This window comes from Methanosarcina sp. WH1 (assembly GCF_000970005.1).
Classification (GTDB): domain Archaea; phylum Halobacteriota; class Methanosarcinia; order Methanosarcinales; family Methanosarcinaceae; genus Methanosarcina.
Map to the genome: position 1 here is coordinate 1,832,985 of NZ_CP009504.1, position 15,459 is coordinate 1,848,443.

Genomic DNA, 15,459 nt, shown 5'->3' on the forward strand with positions numbered 1-15,459 from the left:
CAAAAAAACACTCTTTGCAGAAAACAGCTAAAATTATTCTAAAATCCAGGCAGCTTGTGAGAAAATTTCTTTATGTAAAATAACTTTTTATATTAACTAAAATATTTTCTTACTTACAACATAAAAAATCAGTTGAAAAGTATGCTCTAATGGTATTTCAAAACCATACGATATCAGATGACTTAATTCCTGTCTGCCGGGGTTGAGCTTGCAAAAAGGGGATAGAAGTATGAAAATATACCTTAGTTTAGCATATAATGGTTTCATATAGAAGCTACCAAAAATGCAACTGAACTGCAAAACCTCTTAATGGGAAATGAGGAATTCGATGTTCCTTTGATATTGCAAATCATAACGTTGCGGAGAACCCCCCCTCCATGAAAGTGCTGCTTGTCGACGACGACCCTGTATTCCTGGAGCTATCAAAGACGTTCTTGGAAGTGATCCACGACATAAACTCCGATACGGTGGAACCTGCAGGACAGGCTCTTGGGAAGTTAGATGAACTCTCCTATGATTGTAGTTTCGGATTATGATATGCCTTATATGGATGGCATTTCATTTCTGAGAACTATCCGTGATAAGAGAATTAATATCCCTTTCATCCTGTTTACAGGAATGGGCAAAGAAGAAGTTATAAGCCGAACTATCGAAAACGGTGCAGATTCCTTTGTTCAGAATATAGGAGATCTTAAAGCTCAGTACTCCGAACTTTCACAGAGGATCTGGCAGACTGTTAGCAGTAGGTCAGAATACTGAAGATCATGAAGAAAGAACCTGAATCTATGAAAGAAGCAACTTTAGCTTCTGTCAGGTACAGGCATGATACCCATATTTAATCCAGCACTTTTGGTAACCAATTTTTGGTAACCAATTTTTGGTAACCAATTTTTGGTAACCAATTTTTGGTAACCAATTTTTGGTAACCAATTTTTAGTAACCAATTTTTAGTTAACCGTTTTTAGGTAACCGTTTTTAGGTAACCATTTTTAGTTAACCTTTTTTAATTAACTATTTTTTAATAATCATCATTCAAGCAATGCTTACCCTCTCTTTTTTATAGTAATCTTAATAACCTTTTTATCTGCCTCATCTTTTTATCTACCCGCTGAGACTTCCGGCGACAAAAAAATCAACCATATAAAGGTAGAAGGTCAGTCTTTCTTTTCATTCATTTCTGCTATTGCTGCGAGAAAGTTTTAAGAAATCACAGTAGAAAGCCCTGAATATATTTAGGTTTAGCCGAAAACGTTTTCCGGATATATTTATGTGGTATTATACTCATTGTTTCAGGGGGATTTTGTGGTTCTTGAGTACAAATTGATTATAGGGGGAGAGTCGAGAGACTCATCAACCGGAGAAGCTTTTGATGATATCAATCCGGCTACTCTTGAAAACCTTGGCACGGTACAGGTAGCCGGAAAAGAAGACGTGGACAGGGCAGTTGAGGCTGCTGAGGGAGGGTTCAGAGTATGGAGCGAGGTTCCGGCTCCCAGGAGGGCTGAAGTGCTCTTCAGGGCGGCTCACATTTTACAGGAGAGAAAGGAAGATCTTGCCTTACTCATGACAGAAGAGATGGGAAAGGTGCTGCCCGAAACAAGGGGAGATGTACAGGAAGCAATAGACATTACCAATTATGCCGCAGGGGAAGGCAGGCGAATGTTTGGGGAGACAACGACTTCCGAACTTAAGGACAAGTTCTGCATGACCGTGCTCAGGCCGATAGGAGTTGTGGGCATGATAACGCCCTGGAACTTTCCTATTGCCATTCCCAGCTGGAAGATCATGCCAGCCCTTATAGCAGGAAATGCAATTGTTTTCAAGCCTGCAAGTGACACGCCTCTGCTTGCAATTAAACTCGTCGAAATCCTGATGGAAGCAGGCCTGCCTCCGGGAGTGGTAAACATTGTGTTTGGACCCGGAGGAAGTGTTGGAAAAGCCATAGTCCAGCATCCTGGAATAAAAGCAATTTCATTTACAGGAAGCTTTGAAACCGGGAAATGGATCATGGAAGAATGCGCAAAAACCATAAAGAGAGTCTCTCTGGAACTGGGAGGCAAAAACCCGGTAATTGTCATGGATGATGCCGACCTTGAACTTGCTCTTGAAGGCGTGCTCTGGGGGGCTTTCGGGACAACAGGCCAGCGCTGCACGGCTACGAGCAGGCTGATCCTGCACGAGAAAATAAAGGACGAGTTTACAACAAGGCTGCTTGCAAAAACAAAACTTCTCAGGGTAGGAAACGGGCTTCTGCCTGAAACGGACATCGGGCCTGTAATTAATAAAGCCCAGCTTGAGAAAATAGAAAGGTACGTCAGGATAGGAAAAGAAGAAGATGCAACTCTCCTGCTCGGAGGAAATGTCATAGATCCCGGGCTTCCTGGCTATTTTTTTGAGCCGACTATCTTTACGGATGTCAGGCCGGATATGAGGATTGTACAGGAAGAGATCTTCGGGCCTGTGCTCAGCATCATTACGGTTTCAGGTCTTGATGAAGCAATTGAAGTTGCTAATAACACCAGATATGGGCTTTCTTCGTCAATTTATACTGAAAGTGTCGGAAAAGCCTTCAGGGCGATTAAAAAGATAGAATCAGGAATCACATATGTCAATGCCCCTACAATAGGTGCCGAAGTTCACCTTCCCTTTGGAGGCGTAAAAGGAACCGGAAACGGTTTCAGGGAAGCTGGGACAGAAGCAATCAAAGAATTTACAGAGATAAAAGCCGTGTACATAGACTACAGCGGCAGGCTGCAGAAAGCCCAGATAGATACGAAATGAAATGTAGGAAGAGGGTGAAGCATTCTGGATTACGATAAACCGGAAACTCTTGACAAATGGAGAAATTTAGAAAAAACAGAAAGATCAGAGGATTTAATAAAGAAACTGGAAACAGAACTTGACTTTTTCGAACAGGAAATCGGGTTGCTTGATGTGGTTGGCCCAAAAGCCAGGGAGATCATAGGACAGGACTGCAATGTAATGTCTGCATGTGTATCCCGTCCCTATCCTCTGGTTGTTGATAGGGCAAAAGGTTCCATAGTCAAAGACATAGACGGGAAAGAGTACATCGATTTCATTGCAGGGATTGCTGTCATGAATGCAGGCTACTCAAACCCCGAGGTTAAAGAAGCAATCTCAGCCCAGCTGGAGAAAATGGTCCACTGCGGATACGGGGACTTTTTTGCTGAGCCTCCATTAAAGCTTGCAAAAAAACTAAGGGAGCTATCAGGTTATTCAAAGGTCTTTTACTGCAACAGTGGGACCGAAGCTGTAGAAGCTGCAATGAAACTTGCTTTATGGAAGACAAAGCGCCAGAACTTTATCGCCTTTTATAACTCCTTCCATGGCCGGACCCTGGGCGCTCTTTCTCTGACCTGCTCAAAAATCCGTCAAAAGGAGCATTTCCCTGCCGTCCGTACAGTGCACACTCACTATGCTTACTGCTACCGATGCCCCATGAACCTTGAGTACCCCTCCTGTGGGATCGAATGCGCAAAGCAGATTGAAAACCTGATTTTCCGAAAAGAACTGAGCCCCGAAGACACTGCTGCCGTTTTCACTGAGCCAGTACAGGGAGAAGGTGGGTACATAGTCCCTCCCCAGGAATTTCACAAGGAAGTAAGAAAAATCTGCACGGATAATGATGTCCTTCTCGTAGCTGATGAAGTCCAGACAGGCTGTTTCAGGACAGGCCCCTTCCTAGCCATGGAAAACTTTGAGGTAAGGCCTGATATTACCTGCCTTGCAAAAGCCCTTGGTTCAGGCCTGCCTATAGGCGCAATGATTGCGGACAGAACCCTTATGGACTGGCCTCCTGGTGTCCACTCTAACACCTTCGGCGGAAATCTCCTTTCTTCAGCGGCAGCTCTTGCTTCCCTTGAATTTCTGGAAAAGGAAAATACCGAGAACCATGTAAGGGAAATGGGAGCTCACATCCGGCAGCGCCTCAGGGAGCTGCAGGAAAATTTCCCCTGCATAGGAGACGTTCGCGGGCTTGGCCTTATGATAGGGGCAGAAATCGTAAAGTCCGACAAAACCATAGACCCTATCCGAAGGGATAGGATTGTCAGGGAAGCGTTTAAAGAAGGAGTCCTGCTCCTCCCCTGCGGAGACTCTGTAATCCGTTTCTCTCCACCCCTCGTCATGACCGATGAAGAGGCCGACCTCGGACTCGATAAATTCGAGAAGGCGTTGAGAAGAGCGGTGAATTAAATCAGATAAAAAGAGGTATTTTGCCTTAGTCTTTACTGCCTGGAAAACTTTTATATAATCCTTATAGAGAAGTGGCATAGAACTAAGAAGAGATCAGAAAGGGGGCCAGAGAAAACTGAATATCTTCGCGGCCATCTCAGTCCCAATTCACGGTACGAGCCTTGTAGAGAGCCGGGAAATTTCGCAGACATACCGTAAAAGGACGGGTATTTTTCTCTAAAAGGCAAAGTATATCAATTTCAAACGGCTGTTGGCAACCAGCTAGTGCATCGATTCCGAAATTAGCGAATAAACCACGGATAACACAGATGACCCAAATCCCTGTATGTCCGTGTCCATCCGTGGTTCTTTAAGTTTACATGCAGGTTTATTTCAAGTCCTGATTTCTGGCTATATTTTGGAATTTCAGTGCTGGTATCGTACAAATCGACAAATGAATTCTACAACCGGGGACACTTTACGAGATAAAAGGAAAGTTGCTGGAGTATAAAAAAGAAAGTGAACTCACTACTGCTAATCCTGAATCATTTTATGTTACTGGTAACAGACCAAAAAACCCCCCGGCTTCAAGGATTTTTCTTAAGGAACTTTTCTGAATGTGGCTACTTTGTGACCTTTAAGAGGCATCTATAGAAAGATGGAAGCAAAGAAGTCTAATCAGATAAAAGATTTTCAACATAAGCTTTTCAAAACTATGATTGAAAACACCAGAGCCAATGCAATAATTGTTGGTGATCTTAATGTAAAAAATATGGCTCAATCAAAGAAAGTAACTGGAAAAAGAAAACGTTCTATCACAGACCCGATGGTGTTAAGTCCGATAGGAATCGTGGTTACATAACCGTATTTTTTGGTTTAGATGATTATGTAACCTCTTCTGAAGTGTTCAAACACACTATAATCATAACCGTAACCGACATTTCCACCATTGATTTGTTTTGGAAAATCGGCAATTCCAAAATAATTTCCGGCAACATCTTCATCGGATTCTACCATTGTACCTGATACGGGAGCATGGTAGCGGTGATACACATTTGGCAGTAAGATACAGGAGACGGCTATTCCTCCTTCAAAATGCACTGCCAGCTTGGATTGGTTCAGCAACTGGCGAACATTCAGTTTCTGGGTTACGTCTATTGGAGTGTCAATTGGCAGGTTATCATCGATCATATTGATCACTGCATCTGCCGGAGACACCACAACAGAATCACCATCAACACCGCTGATTGGTCTTTTTCCGTCCTTCAATTCCCGGGTAAAAAATTGGTTAAACGATACATAGTCTCCTTCGGGGATAATGTAATCATTCATTTTACTGCCCAGTTCATTCATCCATTTTGCCACCAGTTCTTTTGAAGCAGGCGAATCCATTTTTTGCCTGTCTAATTCCACATAATAAAAGTCATCAAATTGCCCGGGTCAGTAGAAACAAACTCCAATCCTTCTTCATTTTTATAATACAACCAGCTAAATTTTTTAATATATTCCAGACCGGTGGTTAAATCCGAATTCCATACATACCAGGCCTGAAAAAAATTTCATAAATCTTCAATCGTAGCATCTTTCCAGTAATGTATTACATCCGGGTCCGCGTCTGGAAGCATGGGCTGAACATTTTTTACTGCAGCATTGTATTTGTCTGCAAATCCATGATAATTTTCTTCGTACCATGCAGCTATCAATTCGGTAAACCGATGACGTATGAGTTAATTTCTAATTTTTCTTGATTCATAATACCACCAATGTTTAAACTCTTAAATAAATCAAAAATAAAAAAAGGGAACCTGTTCATCACGCGCATAGTGTAAAATTTTTTACTGTATTCTGGTGTTTCAGCGTGTATATTAGGGGCTCTGAAGAATAAGAATTAAAAATACTATTATAATAAATATAATACATGTCCAAGTGAATTTTGCGGCAATTAAAGATAAAACAAAGGCTAATGATTGCTATTTTTAAAAAACCAGCTTCCCCAAACTAACGAAATTTTTTTAAACATCGCCACCTATTTAGTAGTATGAAGTATGAGGGTAATAATCGGGTGGAAAACAATAGTTCAGCTTTGCTTGTTTTTATAATTGTAATTGCAGTGGCTGTCAGCCTTTTGGGGATAATGGTAGCTATGAAGTAACCCATTTTATGAAGTGACCTATTTTATAGGAAGAAGCGTAAAACCCATGAAATCTTAATTTCATGGGATATAAGCGTCAGCTTCCTCATCTTCTTATTTTCTGCTGCAATATGTAATGATAGTTATTTTTCATTTAAGAGATTAATCGTAATTTAGGAAATCTTCCTTCCAGGCTCAACAGAAAAGATCAGACTTGGAAGATACATGAAACTAGCCCTGGTTTTCGATTCTGTATTTTCCCGAAATTACGGAATATTAAAAGAAAAGAGCAGTTTTACTACCCTAATGGAAGTCACTAACGATTTTTGCTTCCTTGCTTCCTTGCTTCCTTGCTTCCTGCTCTTTCACTTCTCCTTCGTTTCCATATCAGCCGGCCTGAGAGTAAGCAGCCTGCTCTCTATAAATCCCATGGGCAGGTCTGCCCCCAGGGTAAGTGAGCCGACCTTATTTCCTGCAAGAGTTCTTCCAGGCAGGTCAGGCATAATCTCAAGCCCTCTTCCTACAGGCTTTTCAGAGGTTTCGGTTTTGAGCCCGGAAAGAGGGCCGGGAAGAGTTCCGGATACAAGTCCGAGGGCAGCGTCGGAAGCAAGCCTTGGGAGGGCTTCGGAACTCAGGCGGGAATGCCCGAGGGGAGAAAGCCCCAGGTCTCGAGTCGGAGAGAGCCGGTTGTTAAAGTCTGGTAAAAGTCCCCTGAGCTGGTCAAGGTCAGGGCTTGAAAAAGTAGAAGACTCATAAATACAAGTGGACTGCCAGGCTGGTGGTTTTTCACTATTTTCACGGGCTGCATGGTCAGAAATGTGAGAAGGTAAAACGGAATCTTCGGATTTGCTGCTATTCATAGCTGTAAGGATTGTCACAATGGTATATCAATTATACGAGGACTTTTATTGGAGGTCTTTTCCTGCCCTTTTCAGCCATATTTTTTCAGATTCGACCACATATTCCTTTTTTTCGTTTATGATCTCTGAGACTCAGTGTCTTTCAGAATACTTTTTTTTTATATGTGAGTAATTTATTTCCTGATGGAGTGTTTTTCCCACTCGAACCTCTTTGAAGAACCTTCTTCTTTTTTATATATCCGGCTTCAAACAAAGCTCTACTCAGGTCTTAAACATGAATTGGAGTCAGATATTGATATTTTGAATCTCCAGCATTACCAGCCGGTCATATCAACAAAAAATAAAAAACTCCAGACCAGAATAGTTATCTTCTAACAAACGTTTGAGTTGAATTCTTTTTTATATAATATATCGCATAATACAGAATGGAGAGTGGGCAACTTTAAGGGGAAAAGTAAAGACTACCCTAATCCTGCAAGGGAACTTTTCAAAAGGAATCCAGGCCAGGTTGAGGAGTTTTTTACAGGCAGTTTATCCGGCTAAAAGAGATAAACCTGTAGATACTAGGGAGAAATCCAGTAAAGATCCAGAAGGTGTCCGAAGACGTCAATTGTCCTGCAACAGGATTTTCCGGTTAAAGTGCCAGGCACATTTCCAGCAGTGAGGTTATATACGTTCTAAAAAACCTTTTCGACAAGGAGCATCTCAAGACTGCTCATGTCAATAATTGTTTTGAGAATAATACCACATGGGGGAATTTTATGCAAACGAGTCCTATCGAAGTCCAGAAAGCTTTAAAGAATATGGATTATCCTGCAGAGAAGAAGAAACTTATCGAGCACGCTAAAAAACACAAAGCCAACAGTAAGGTAATGGAGGTTCTCGAAGAACTTCCGGAAAAGGAGTACACCAACGCTGCCGATGTCAGTAAGGCGTTCTCAGGAAAGTAACTTTGCTCAGAGTGAACCCCCCTCAGGTGGGAGGCAGCTTAAAATATGAATTCTGTTGAGCTTCAGGGATTTTGGGAGCTTTAAACTATCTGGTAACTCCACACAAAAGATAACCTGATAGGCGTGCCAAATGGGAAAAGATTCAGATTCAATAAATTTATTGTATTACTTATGGCGTTAAGATACTCCCTTGAACAAATCCCCAGCTTCCCATTTGTGGCAAGAAAAGATTCAGGAGGTTTTTAGCCCCCGTTTTTCAAGTCGTTTTTTTAGATTTATTAGCTTGTATAATTAGCCTTATCATTCCACATTTGACGCAAATAAATGAATTAAATAATTACTCCAGTTCTCTTTCTAACTTTGTTATATCGAACCATACCCTGAAAAGTTCACCTTTTCCTGTATCCCTTATGTCAATTTCTACGGGTTGAGCCAGTGTAGCTTTAATTGTTCTCCATTCTTCCCTGTGGGCGTCAATAATTTCCCAGGGTCCGGCAGAACGGTCTTTTGCTCTGTCCCTGGAAAGCTGTAAAAGCAAGTGTTTCTTTTCTGTAGGAGTAAGCTCTTCAATACCCTTGATTTCAACCTCGCTTACGGTGGATTTCCCCGTTCTGGACTGATCAACCATCGGTTCTCTGGATTCGTCTTTGCCTCTTTTTTCCATGAATTCACCTCCCCTTCCTGCATAAAAAATATTCATGGTGTAGGTCTGAAGGTTCGCGGGTCAAGGTAAATATTTCTCTGGCAGTAGCTGCAGATCGTCTCGAGGTGTTTTCCTGCAAGAAGAGCTCTCTCTACATTTTCTTCAGGAGAGATATACTGGGTCATTTCCTCTCCACAATAAGGGCATTTTATCTTCAGCCAGTCCAGTTTCGTGAGCTGCCTGATATTCTGTATGAGTTTTCCCAGAGCATCCTCATAGGCTTCAGGGTAAAAACTAATCGGTTGGAGATGGCGTATAAGGATGGGCAGTTCAATTCCTGCCTCTACCAGTGGAATTATTAACTGGTCGGTTCCTACAGCCAGCCCGATCTCCTGATTTACCTCAGGGGATACTATTCCCTCCTGCGTGATGATCGGGATGACGCAGTCTGACTGGCGGATGCCAAAACGTATTCTTTCAGCTAGGGAAAGAATTCGAGCTTTCCGGTACAGGGACGAAAAACTCTCCAGTTCAACTGTCCAGAGAGCTCGCGCCAGTTCCTGGGCAAGCGGTTCGTCCTGCTCGCAATGAGAAATGTAAATCTTTGTGATCATACCTGCTGTACTTGGTCCGTGTTATTTTGTTTTTCCGGACTTATGTTCGGTCTCCGGTTCAGGTTCAGGTATCGGTTCGGGTGAAGGAACCGGCTGCGGCTCCGGATCAGGTATCGGCTCAGGCTGAAAAGATGGTTTTCTGTCTTCTTTTCCCAAAAATAACTCCCCCTCTTTCAAGGACACTACTTTCTACAAAATTGCTCTACTGTCGGTCTGCTTTGTTATATTTGCTTTGTTATGAATTCAAGCTGCTAAATTTGTTCTGTTAAGATTAAATCCTTGAAAACGAATTTCAAATTGGCAATAACATGCTTTGCTAAGTGCCTTCTATTATGCAGTACCAGAATTATGCGTACCAGAACTGTGCAGCACCAGAATTATTCAGTGCCAGAAAAATGCGTCAATCAGAAGCTAACATCACGCTTGTGGCTTTAATTACTGCGTAGACTTCGCTCCCTTCTTTTAAACCCATATATTCAGCCGAGTTTTTTGTGATAATGGAAGTAATCTCCGCACCGCCCGGAAGTTCGACTACGATTTCCGAATTAACCATTCCGTGAGCTATTTTTTTGACTTTACCTTTCAGAACATTGCGTGCGCTTATCTTCATACCTATCCCCAATTCAGGTTTTTATTTGTTAATCAATAAAGGTTAGTCTTGTGAATTAAAGAAGCATAGGAACCTAGCTTTCTGAACTTAGTTACTTAACTTGTAACTATTCAGCCACTGATAAAAAAGTATGTTTTCTCAGTAAAATGCTTCAAAATAGTTACTTTTAATTTTAAGAAAATCAACAACTAAAGGGTTCGTTAGAGCTTTTCTCCTATATTTCACACACTGAACGAAATGATAATGGAGTGAATACACAGAATGGCCTCTACGATCAAGTTTATATTGCATAGTTTTTACTATATTGGTATAACTATAAGTGTAAATAATTATGTTATTGTTGTTTTGTAGAAGTTAACGGCTTTCATCCTCCACCTGTCGCTAACGCTCCGAGAAGGTGACTTCCCGCCTTAGAGTTAAAATTCAAGCTCCAGTCCCACAGGGCAGTGGTCTGAACCCATGACTTCGGAGTAAATCGGGGCAGCCTTTACATTTTCCCTGAGGTTTTCACTGACGAAGAAGTAATCTAGGCGCCAGCCAACGTTTCTTTCGCGAGCTCGGGTCCTCATTGACCACCAGGAATAGTTTTCTCCCTCTTTGTTGAACATGCGGAAGGTATCAAGATATCCGGCTGCAAGGAACCTATCCATCCAGGCTCTTTCTTTGGGGAGAAAACCTGAAACTGTCTCGTTTTCTCTGGGCCGGGCAAGGTCGATTTCTCTGTGGGCTGTATTGACATCTCCACAGATGACAAGCTTTTTGCCTTCGGCTTTAAGGGTGTTTGCGTAGTCTAAAAAAGCGTCGTAAAAAGCCATTTTATATTCCAGGCGTTCCTGGGAGGCTTTGCCGTTTGGGAAATATATGTTCATTAAAATGAAATCTTCGTAATCAATCCTGAGAAAACGGCCTTCTCTGTCAAACTCCTCAATTTCCATTCCGGTTTCGACATTCAGGGGTTTTTCCTTTGAAAATGTCCCGACCCCACTGTAGCCACTTCGTTCCGCAGAGACGAAGTAATTGTAGTAGCCTGGAATGTTCTTTGCTTCCCTCGGAAGCTTGTCCGGAGAGGCTTTGGTTTCCTGGATGCAGATGACATCGAATTTCTGCTCCAGCAACAAATCCAGAAAACCCTTCTTCATTGCAGCTCTGAGGCCGTTTACATTCCAGGAAATAAGGCTATAATGTTCCGGCATTTTTTACCTCTGTGTTTTTTCAGATCAAATCGATATAAAGTTATTCAGGACTGAACATAAGGTCATAAAGCCATAAAGAATTTATTGATTCACACGTCACACAGCCATAGGATCAACTGATTTACTATGAAATATCTGATTTACTATGAAATATCTGATTTACTATGAAATATCTGATTTACTATGAAATATCTGATTTACTATGAAATATCTGATTTACTATGAAATATCTGATTTACTATGAAATATCTGATTTACTATGAAATATCTGATTTACTATGAAATATCTGATTTACTATGAAATATCTGATTTACTATGAAATTATCTGGAGTTTCAGTAAATAAAAGCTTCTTTAAACAGCTTCCGGTATAAACTGAGTGAAAAAATAAAATAATACTTCTGATAATTATTATAAGTATACATTTAAGCATATTCTGAAGACAGCTTCAAAAGCGTCGAATTATAAGCCAAAAAAATAAGGAAGTCTTATGGATTTAATACGGATTATATGCGTAATGCTTGCAGTTGCACTTTTTCTGGGCATTCTTACCTGTGGTACTCAGGACGAACCGGCAGCAGTTGCGGAGGAACTCGATAACAAAACCGTGGACGACTCTCCCTCAGGAATGACCGAAAAATCTCTGGCTTCAGGAGAAAACACAACAAAAGAACAGGCTGTTCTGGGACCTGCACCTCCAGATTCTCTTATTCTTGCAAAAGGGAAGAGTAAAATGGCAACTGAAAGGAGAGAAATCGAATATAAAGTCAGGGCCACAGTCAGACTTATTGAGGGACAGGGAGAAATTGAGGGACAGGGAGAAATTGAGGGACAGGGAGAAAAGCTCTTTCTTAAATTCAGAGAAGAAAACTCTCCCTGGTACAATAATGGCTTCTATATTTTTGTCTGGACAATAAATGGGACTCAGGTAGTCTACCCTCCCGACACAGGAAGTGAAGGAAAGGATATGAGAGGGCTTCTAGACGCAGACGGCAAGCCCATAGGGGAACTCTTCATAGAGGCAGTTCAGAGTGCAAATGGCGAAGGATGGATAGATTACAACTGGCAGGAAGCAGGAAATTCCGAACCTTCCCGCAGGTTCACCTTCGTTAAAAAAGCTACCTTTGAAGGGCGGGTTTACATCGTAGGATCAAGCTTCTACGTGGATGATCATATAATATGCAAGAACCTCAGCGACTGCATATATCTTGAAGAGCCCGGAAATATCCATGTTGTGGAGCTGCTGAACCCCGGAAACGTTAATAGAAACCTTGACCTGAACTACAGCGTCGCCCATGCAGTTATTGAACCTGGCGAAAATATCGCCCCTCATCTGATGAACAATCCTGAAGTTCATTATATCCTCGAAGGGGAAGGCATTCTTTATATCGACGGGATCACGGTTAAACTGAGCAAGGACCAGCTCATATATATCCCTGCAGGTGCTGTTCAAACCACATACAATACCGGAAACACGACTCTCAAATTCCTCGCTATAAACCAGCCTGGATGGTCAAAGAAAAATATTGAAATCTTTGAATAAAGGAGATCCCGATATCAATTGAGATAATCCTTAAAGAAACTCCGGGTCACTTTCGTATATAATACATAACTCCCAGCTGTCAAGGCTGCCTTCATTTCCTTCTGCCTGGTCTGCGACCTTCAGGGTCCAGGCCCCTTTCATCTCTTTATTCACAGCAGGCAGCAGGACCTCATCAGATTCGGTACTGAACATTTTCTTGAGATCTTTTCTCCCATATCCGGCTCTGTTATGCAGTACCAGTTCCTCCTCGGAAGGCATGACGAGTACGGCTCTCAGGTCTCCTATCGAGGGGTGGGTAATTTCCAGGGACACACCGAAGCTTACTATTTTTCCCCTTCTTTCGATCTCAATGAGGCTTTCTACGCCTGCGGGATCGTTATCGGGAACTTTGAGGAAGGGAAAAATCTCCCTTTTAAGTTCTTCCTTTTCGACCTTCTGTACCAGAAACTTAATTCCCCAGCTGTGGAAAGAACCTGTATGTTTCCTTGCAAGATCCTCAACCTTTAGAATCCATCTTCCCCAGACCCTTTCCCCTATACAGTCCATGAGAGCAGGAACTGAGCCCGAGTTATATGTTCTGACAAGGCTCCTGTCCTTCCGGGCTAGCCGGTCATGCAGGACTATGCTCTTTCCGGCAGGTGTAAACAGTTCAATTCTGAGGTCCCTTAGATAGGAGTGTTCAATGTTTATACTGACACGGATGTCTTTTATAAGCCCTTCTTCCGGAACATATATGGAGCTCAGGACTCCGTCAGGGCTTACATCCGGGATAGGGATTCCGGGAGAAACCTCTTTTTCAACCAGAAACAGGCCTTCAAGGTCTCCTGCCGGTTTTCCAAGGCCTACTGCAGCCCAGGCATTTTTGATTGCCGCGTACTCGGACCCTTTTTCTCCATACAGTTGGCGGCAGGCGTTCAAAAGGGCATATCTGGCTTCCCGGAACGTCCATCTGCTAAGGGTCGCACTGCACAGGTATGCGGTAAGGGCAAGATAATAGATCTTTTCGGCTTTTTCCCTGGGAATTCCTTTGACTTTTATCCCGTAGTGTGTCCCACCCTCAATGGTCAGATAAGCGGCCTTGTTAAGAATCCCGCTGTTCAGGTGAATATACCCTGCCTGGTTCCTGTGAAGGTCAGGGACCTCCCCGGGAGCAAGCTGCATGTAATTGTCAATGTGGTCAGGCTGCCAGAACCTGGGTGGGTCGGAAAGGTCCCTCAGGGCGTCTCCTTCATGGAAAGGGGTGTAGACTCCTTCCCCTATTTCCCAGTTCGTGATTTTCTCTTCGTTTGAGATAAAAACTGCAAAAACGTCTGCAAAGGACTCATCAAGAGCTCCGGCTTCTTCACAGTACACGAATTTGGCTGTCTGGGCGGTAACGGCATGTGTCAGCTCATGAGCTACAATGTCGAGCGCAAACGCCATGGGTCTCCAGCGAAAACCATCTCCGTCCCCGAAAACAAGCTGTTTGTGGTAGTCGCTCCAGAAAGAATTGTTGTAGTTTCGCTGAAAGTGGACCGTAGAAACGAGAGGTGAGCCTTTATTATCATAACTGTCCCTTCCGAAAGTGTTTTTATAGTAATCGTACACTATTCCCATATTTTCATGAGCTGCTCGGGCTACCTCATCTGCGACAGTCTGATCGTTTTCAAGCAGAAGTTCGCCGGGCAGGGAAGATTCGTTTTTTGCAGTGTATGTCTTTCTAAAAAGGGCGGACCTGATCTGGGAAAAATTGTAAAGCTGCTCGCCGGTATGGGCATCAATGAAATGGAACTTCCCTGCAAACCCTTCGGCAAATATGGACTCAATCTGCCAGACCAGATGAAGCCTTTTCAGTCGAAGCTCTTTCGGATGAAGCTTATTCAGCTGGAAATCTTCCGCTGGAAGCTGTTTTTTACTGTCCAGAAAAAGCATCAGCCTTGAGCGGGGAATCGTAACAACGTTTTTTGAGCTAATATCCCTGCGGACAATTTCAATGGCTTCTTCTATTTTTATTTTCGGCTCAAGCGCAACCGGCACCTCAGTCACGCGAAAGTCCTTGTGTGCAATTACTTCCCCGGCGGGGTTTATATGGACCTGAACAGACCCCTCAAAAACAGGGATGCCTTTTATGTGCTGGAGGTAAATAACATGGTGAAACCCGCTGAAATCAGTCTCTACGGTGAAAAGTTCCAGTTTTTCATCAAGCCCGGGCTGCATGTCCAGAAGCGCCCTGTATTCTTCCAGAAACGTTCTTGCTATTGTTTCAGGATTTTTGGCTGAAGGCTTTGAAAGGGTGCCTTTTATGAATTTAGGAATTTTCATGCGGGAATCCCAGATAATTTCAGATTCGGGGTCGATTTCTTTTAGTTTCTCGGCAGCTTTTGCCTGCTTTTCGCTCAGTACCGGCATATTACCCTCAGCTTTCCAATCCCCTTTTTATACAATCCCCGGCTATATTCAATCCTGTTTATCCGGTCCTTACCTGATTCATTCCCTTTTGTGGCTATTACTTAATTGATCCGATTAAATTTAAAGCTAATTTGAACTTTATTCAATTCCTGATTTTAATTCCTGCCTTTACCCGCCGTCTGAAACTTAAAGCTTAAACAGGACTCGGTCAGCCCGGAGGAGAGGTTTCTCGAAGAAAAAGAGTCAGTTAGGAGGCATGACTTCCGTAAGGATACTCCAGCAAACCAGAAAATAGGCCAGAATGTAAAAGTTACTCCGTGCCAAATATTTTATT

Annotated in this window: 17 protein-coding genes; 7 read left to right on the plus strand and 10 right to left on the minus strand. The window is 42.6% G+C overall.

The genetic code is table 11. The features are described from left to right. Nucleotides 1-383 precede the first annotated feature (383 nt). From MSWH1_RS19990 to MSWH1_RS17495, 5 genes are all read left to right on the plus strand, one after another. Nucleotides 384-536: a response regulator gene (locus MSWH1_RS19990; protein ID WP_231585375.1), complete on the plus strand. Its 153-nt coding sequence runs from the start codon at nucleotides 384-386 to the stop codon at nucleotides 534-536. Further along, the gene (locus MSWH1_RS08060) at nucleotides 502-759 is read left to right on the plus strand and encodes a response regulator (protein ID WP_231585374.1); all 258 of its coding nucleotides are present in this window, start codon (nucleotides 502-504) and stop codon (nucleotides 757-759) included. The genes MSWH1_RS19990 and MSWH1_RS08060 overlap by 35 nt, the downstream gene beginning before the upstream one ends. Before the next feature lie 543 nt (nucleotides 760-1,302). Further along, nucleotides 1,303-2,781 carry an aldehyde dehydrogenase family protein gene (locus tag MSWH1_RS08065; protein ID WP_048127610.1) on the plus strand — a complete coding sequence of 493 codons (1,479 nt, stop codon included), beginning with the start codon at nucleotides 1,303-1,305 and terminating at the stop codon, nucleotides 2,779-2,781. A gap of 153 nt (nucleotides 2,782-2,934) precedes the next feature. Next, on the plus strand, nucleotides 2,935-4,215 hold the full coding sequence (locus MSWH1_RS08070; RefSeq protein ID WP_231585731.1) for an aminotransferase class III-fold pyridoxal phosphate-dependent enzyme: 1,281 nt from the start codon (nucleotides 2,935-2,937) through the stop codon (nucleotides 4,213-4,215). A gap of 637 nt (nucleotides 4,216-4,852) precedes the next feature. Continuing rightward, nucleotides 4,853-5,056, plus strand: coding sequence for a hypothetical protein (locus MSWH1_RS17495; protein ID WP_052722683.1), 204 nt, complete (start codon nucleotides 4,853-4,855; stop codon nucleotides 5,054-5,056). A 14-nt stretch (nucleotides 5,057-5,070) separates the two neighbouring features. On the opposite strand, the gene MSWH1_RS17500 is transcribed toward MSWH1_RS17495, so the two are convergent. The 3 genes from MSWH1_RS17500 to MSWH1_RS08080 all read right to left on the minus strand — a co-directional run bounded on the left by MSWH1_RS17500 (nucleotide 5,071) and on the right by MSWH1_RS08080 (nucleotide 7,203). After that, nucleotides 5,071-5,586, minus strand: a complete 516-nt coding sequence (locus MSWH1_RS17500; RefSeq protein ID WP_052722682.1) for a phosphatidylserine decarboxylase — start codon at nucleotides 5,584-5,586, stop codon at nucleotides 5,071-5,073. A gap of 167 nt (nucleotides 5,587-5,753) precedes the next feature. Beyond that, on the minus strand, nucleotides 5,754-5,897 hold the full coding sequence (locus tag MSWH1_RS18990; RefSeq protein WP_156148108.1) for a hypothetical protein: 144 nt from the start codon (nucleotides 5,895-5,897) through the stop codon (nucleotides 5,754-5,756). 793 nt (nucleotides 5,898-6,690) lie between these two features. After that, nucleotides 6,691-7,203 carry a hypothetical protein gene (locus tag MSWH1_RS08080; RefSeq protein WP_048127614.1) on the minus strand — a complete coding sequence of 171 codons (513 nt, stop codon included), beginning with the start codon at nucleotides 7,201-7,203 and terminating at the stop codon, nucleotides 6,691-6,693. Between the two features lie 743 nt (nucleotides 7,204-7,946). Between MSWH1_RS08080 and MSWH1_RS08090 the strand changes: the two genes are divergently transcribed. Next, the gene (locus MSWH1_RS08090) at nucleotides 7,947-8,135 is read left to right on the plus strand and encodes a DUF2795 domain-containing protein (RefSeq protein WP_048127618.1); all 189 of its coding nucleotides are present in this window, start codon (nucleotides 7,947-7,949) and stop codon (nucleotides 8,133-8,135) included. Between the two features lie 337 nt (nucleotides 8,136-8,472). Here MSWH1_RS08090 and MSWH1_RS08095 read toward each other — a convergent pair whose 3' ends face one another. The 6 genes from MSWH1_RS08095 to MSWH1_RS08110 all read right to left on the minus strand — a co-directional run bounded on the left by MSWH1_RS08095 (nucleotide 8,473) and on the right by MSWH1_RS08110 (nucleotide 11,195). Further along, nucleotides 8,473-8,799: a hypothetical protein gene (locus MSWH1_RS08095; RefSeq protein WP_197073891.1), complete on the minus strand. Its 327-nt coding sequence runs from the start codon at nucleotides 8,797-8,799 to the stop codon at nucleotides 8,473-8,475. Nucleotides 8,800-8,831: 32 nt separating this feature from the next. Beyond that, a complete protein-coding gene (locus MSWH1_RS08100) occupies nucleotides 8,832-9,392 on the minus strand; it encodes a toll/interleukin-1 receptor domain-containing protein (RefSeq protein ID WP_048127622.1) in 561 nt (186 codons plus the stop codon). 21 nt (nucleotides 9,393-9,413) lie between these two features. Further along, entirely contained in the window at nucleotides 9,414-9,548 is a 135-nt protein-coding gene (locus tag MSWH1_RS20515) for a hypothetical protein (protein WP_255350495.1), read from the minus strand. Nucleotides 9,549-9,792: 244 nt separating this feature from the next. Then, nucleotides 9,793-10,002: a molybdopterin-binding protein gene (locus MSWH1_RS08105; RefSeq protein ID WP_048127624.1), complete on the minus strand. Its 210-nt coding sequence runs from the start codon at nucleotides 10,000-10,002 to the stop codon at nucleotides 9,793-9,795. A 138-nt stretch (nucleotides 10,003-10,140) separates the two neighbouring features. After that, on the minus strand, nucleotides 10,141-10,293 hold the full coding sequence (locus tag MSWH1_RS20795; protein WP_369798569.1) for a transposase: 153 nt from the start codon (nucleotides 10,291-10,293) through the stop codon (nucleotides 10,141-10,143). Nucleotides 10,294-10,418: 125 nt separating this feature from the next. Beyond that, nucleotides 10,419-11,195: an exodeoxyribonuclease III gene (locus tag MSWH1_RS08110; protein WP_048127626.1), complete on the minus strand. Its 777-nt coding sequence runs from the start codon at nucleotides 11,193-11,195 to the stop codon at nucleotides 10,419-10,421. Nucleotides 11,196-11,684: 489 nt separating this feature from the next. Here MSWH1_RS08110 and MSWH1_RS08115 point away from each other — a divergent pair, with 489 nt between their 5' ends. Next, on the plus strand, nucleotides 11,685-12,737 hold the full coding sequence (locus tag MSWH1_RS08115) for a cupin domain-containing protein (RefSeq protein ID WP_048127628.1): 1,053 nt from the start codon (nucleotides 11,685-11,687) through the stop codon (nucleotides 12,735-12,737). A 30-nt stretch (nucleotides 12,738-12,767) separates the two neighbouring features. On the opposite strand, the gene MSWH1_RS17505 is transcribed toward MSWH1_RS08115, so the two are convergent. Then, on the minus strand, nucleotides 12,768-15,125 hold the full coding sequence (locus MSWH1_RS17505) for a M4 family metallopeptidase (protein ID WP_052723146.1): 2,358 nt from the start codon (nucleotides 15,123-15,125) through the stop codon (nucleotides 12,768-12,770). Nucleotides 15,126-15,459 lie beyond the last annotated feature (334 nt).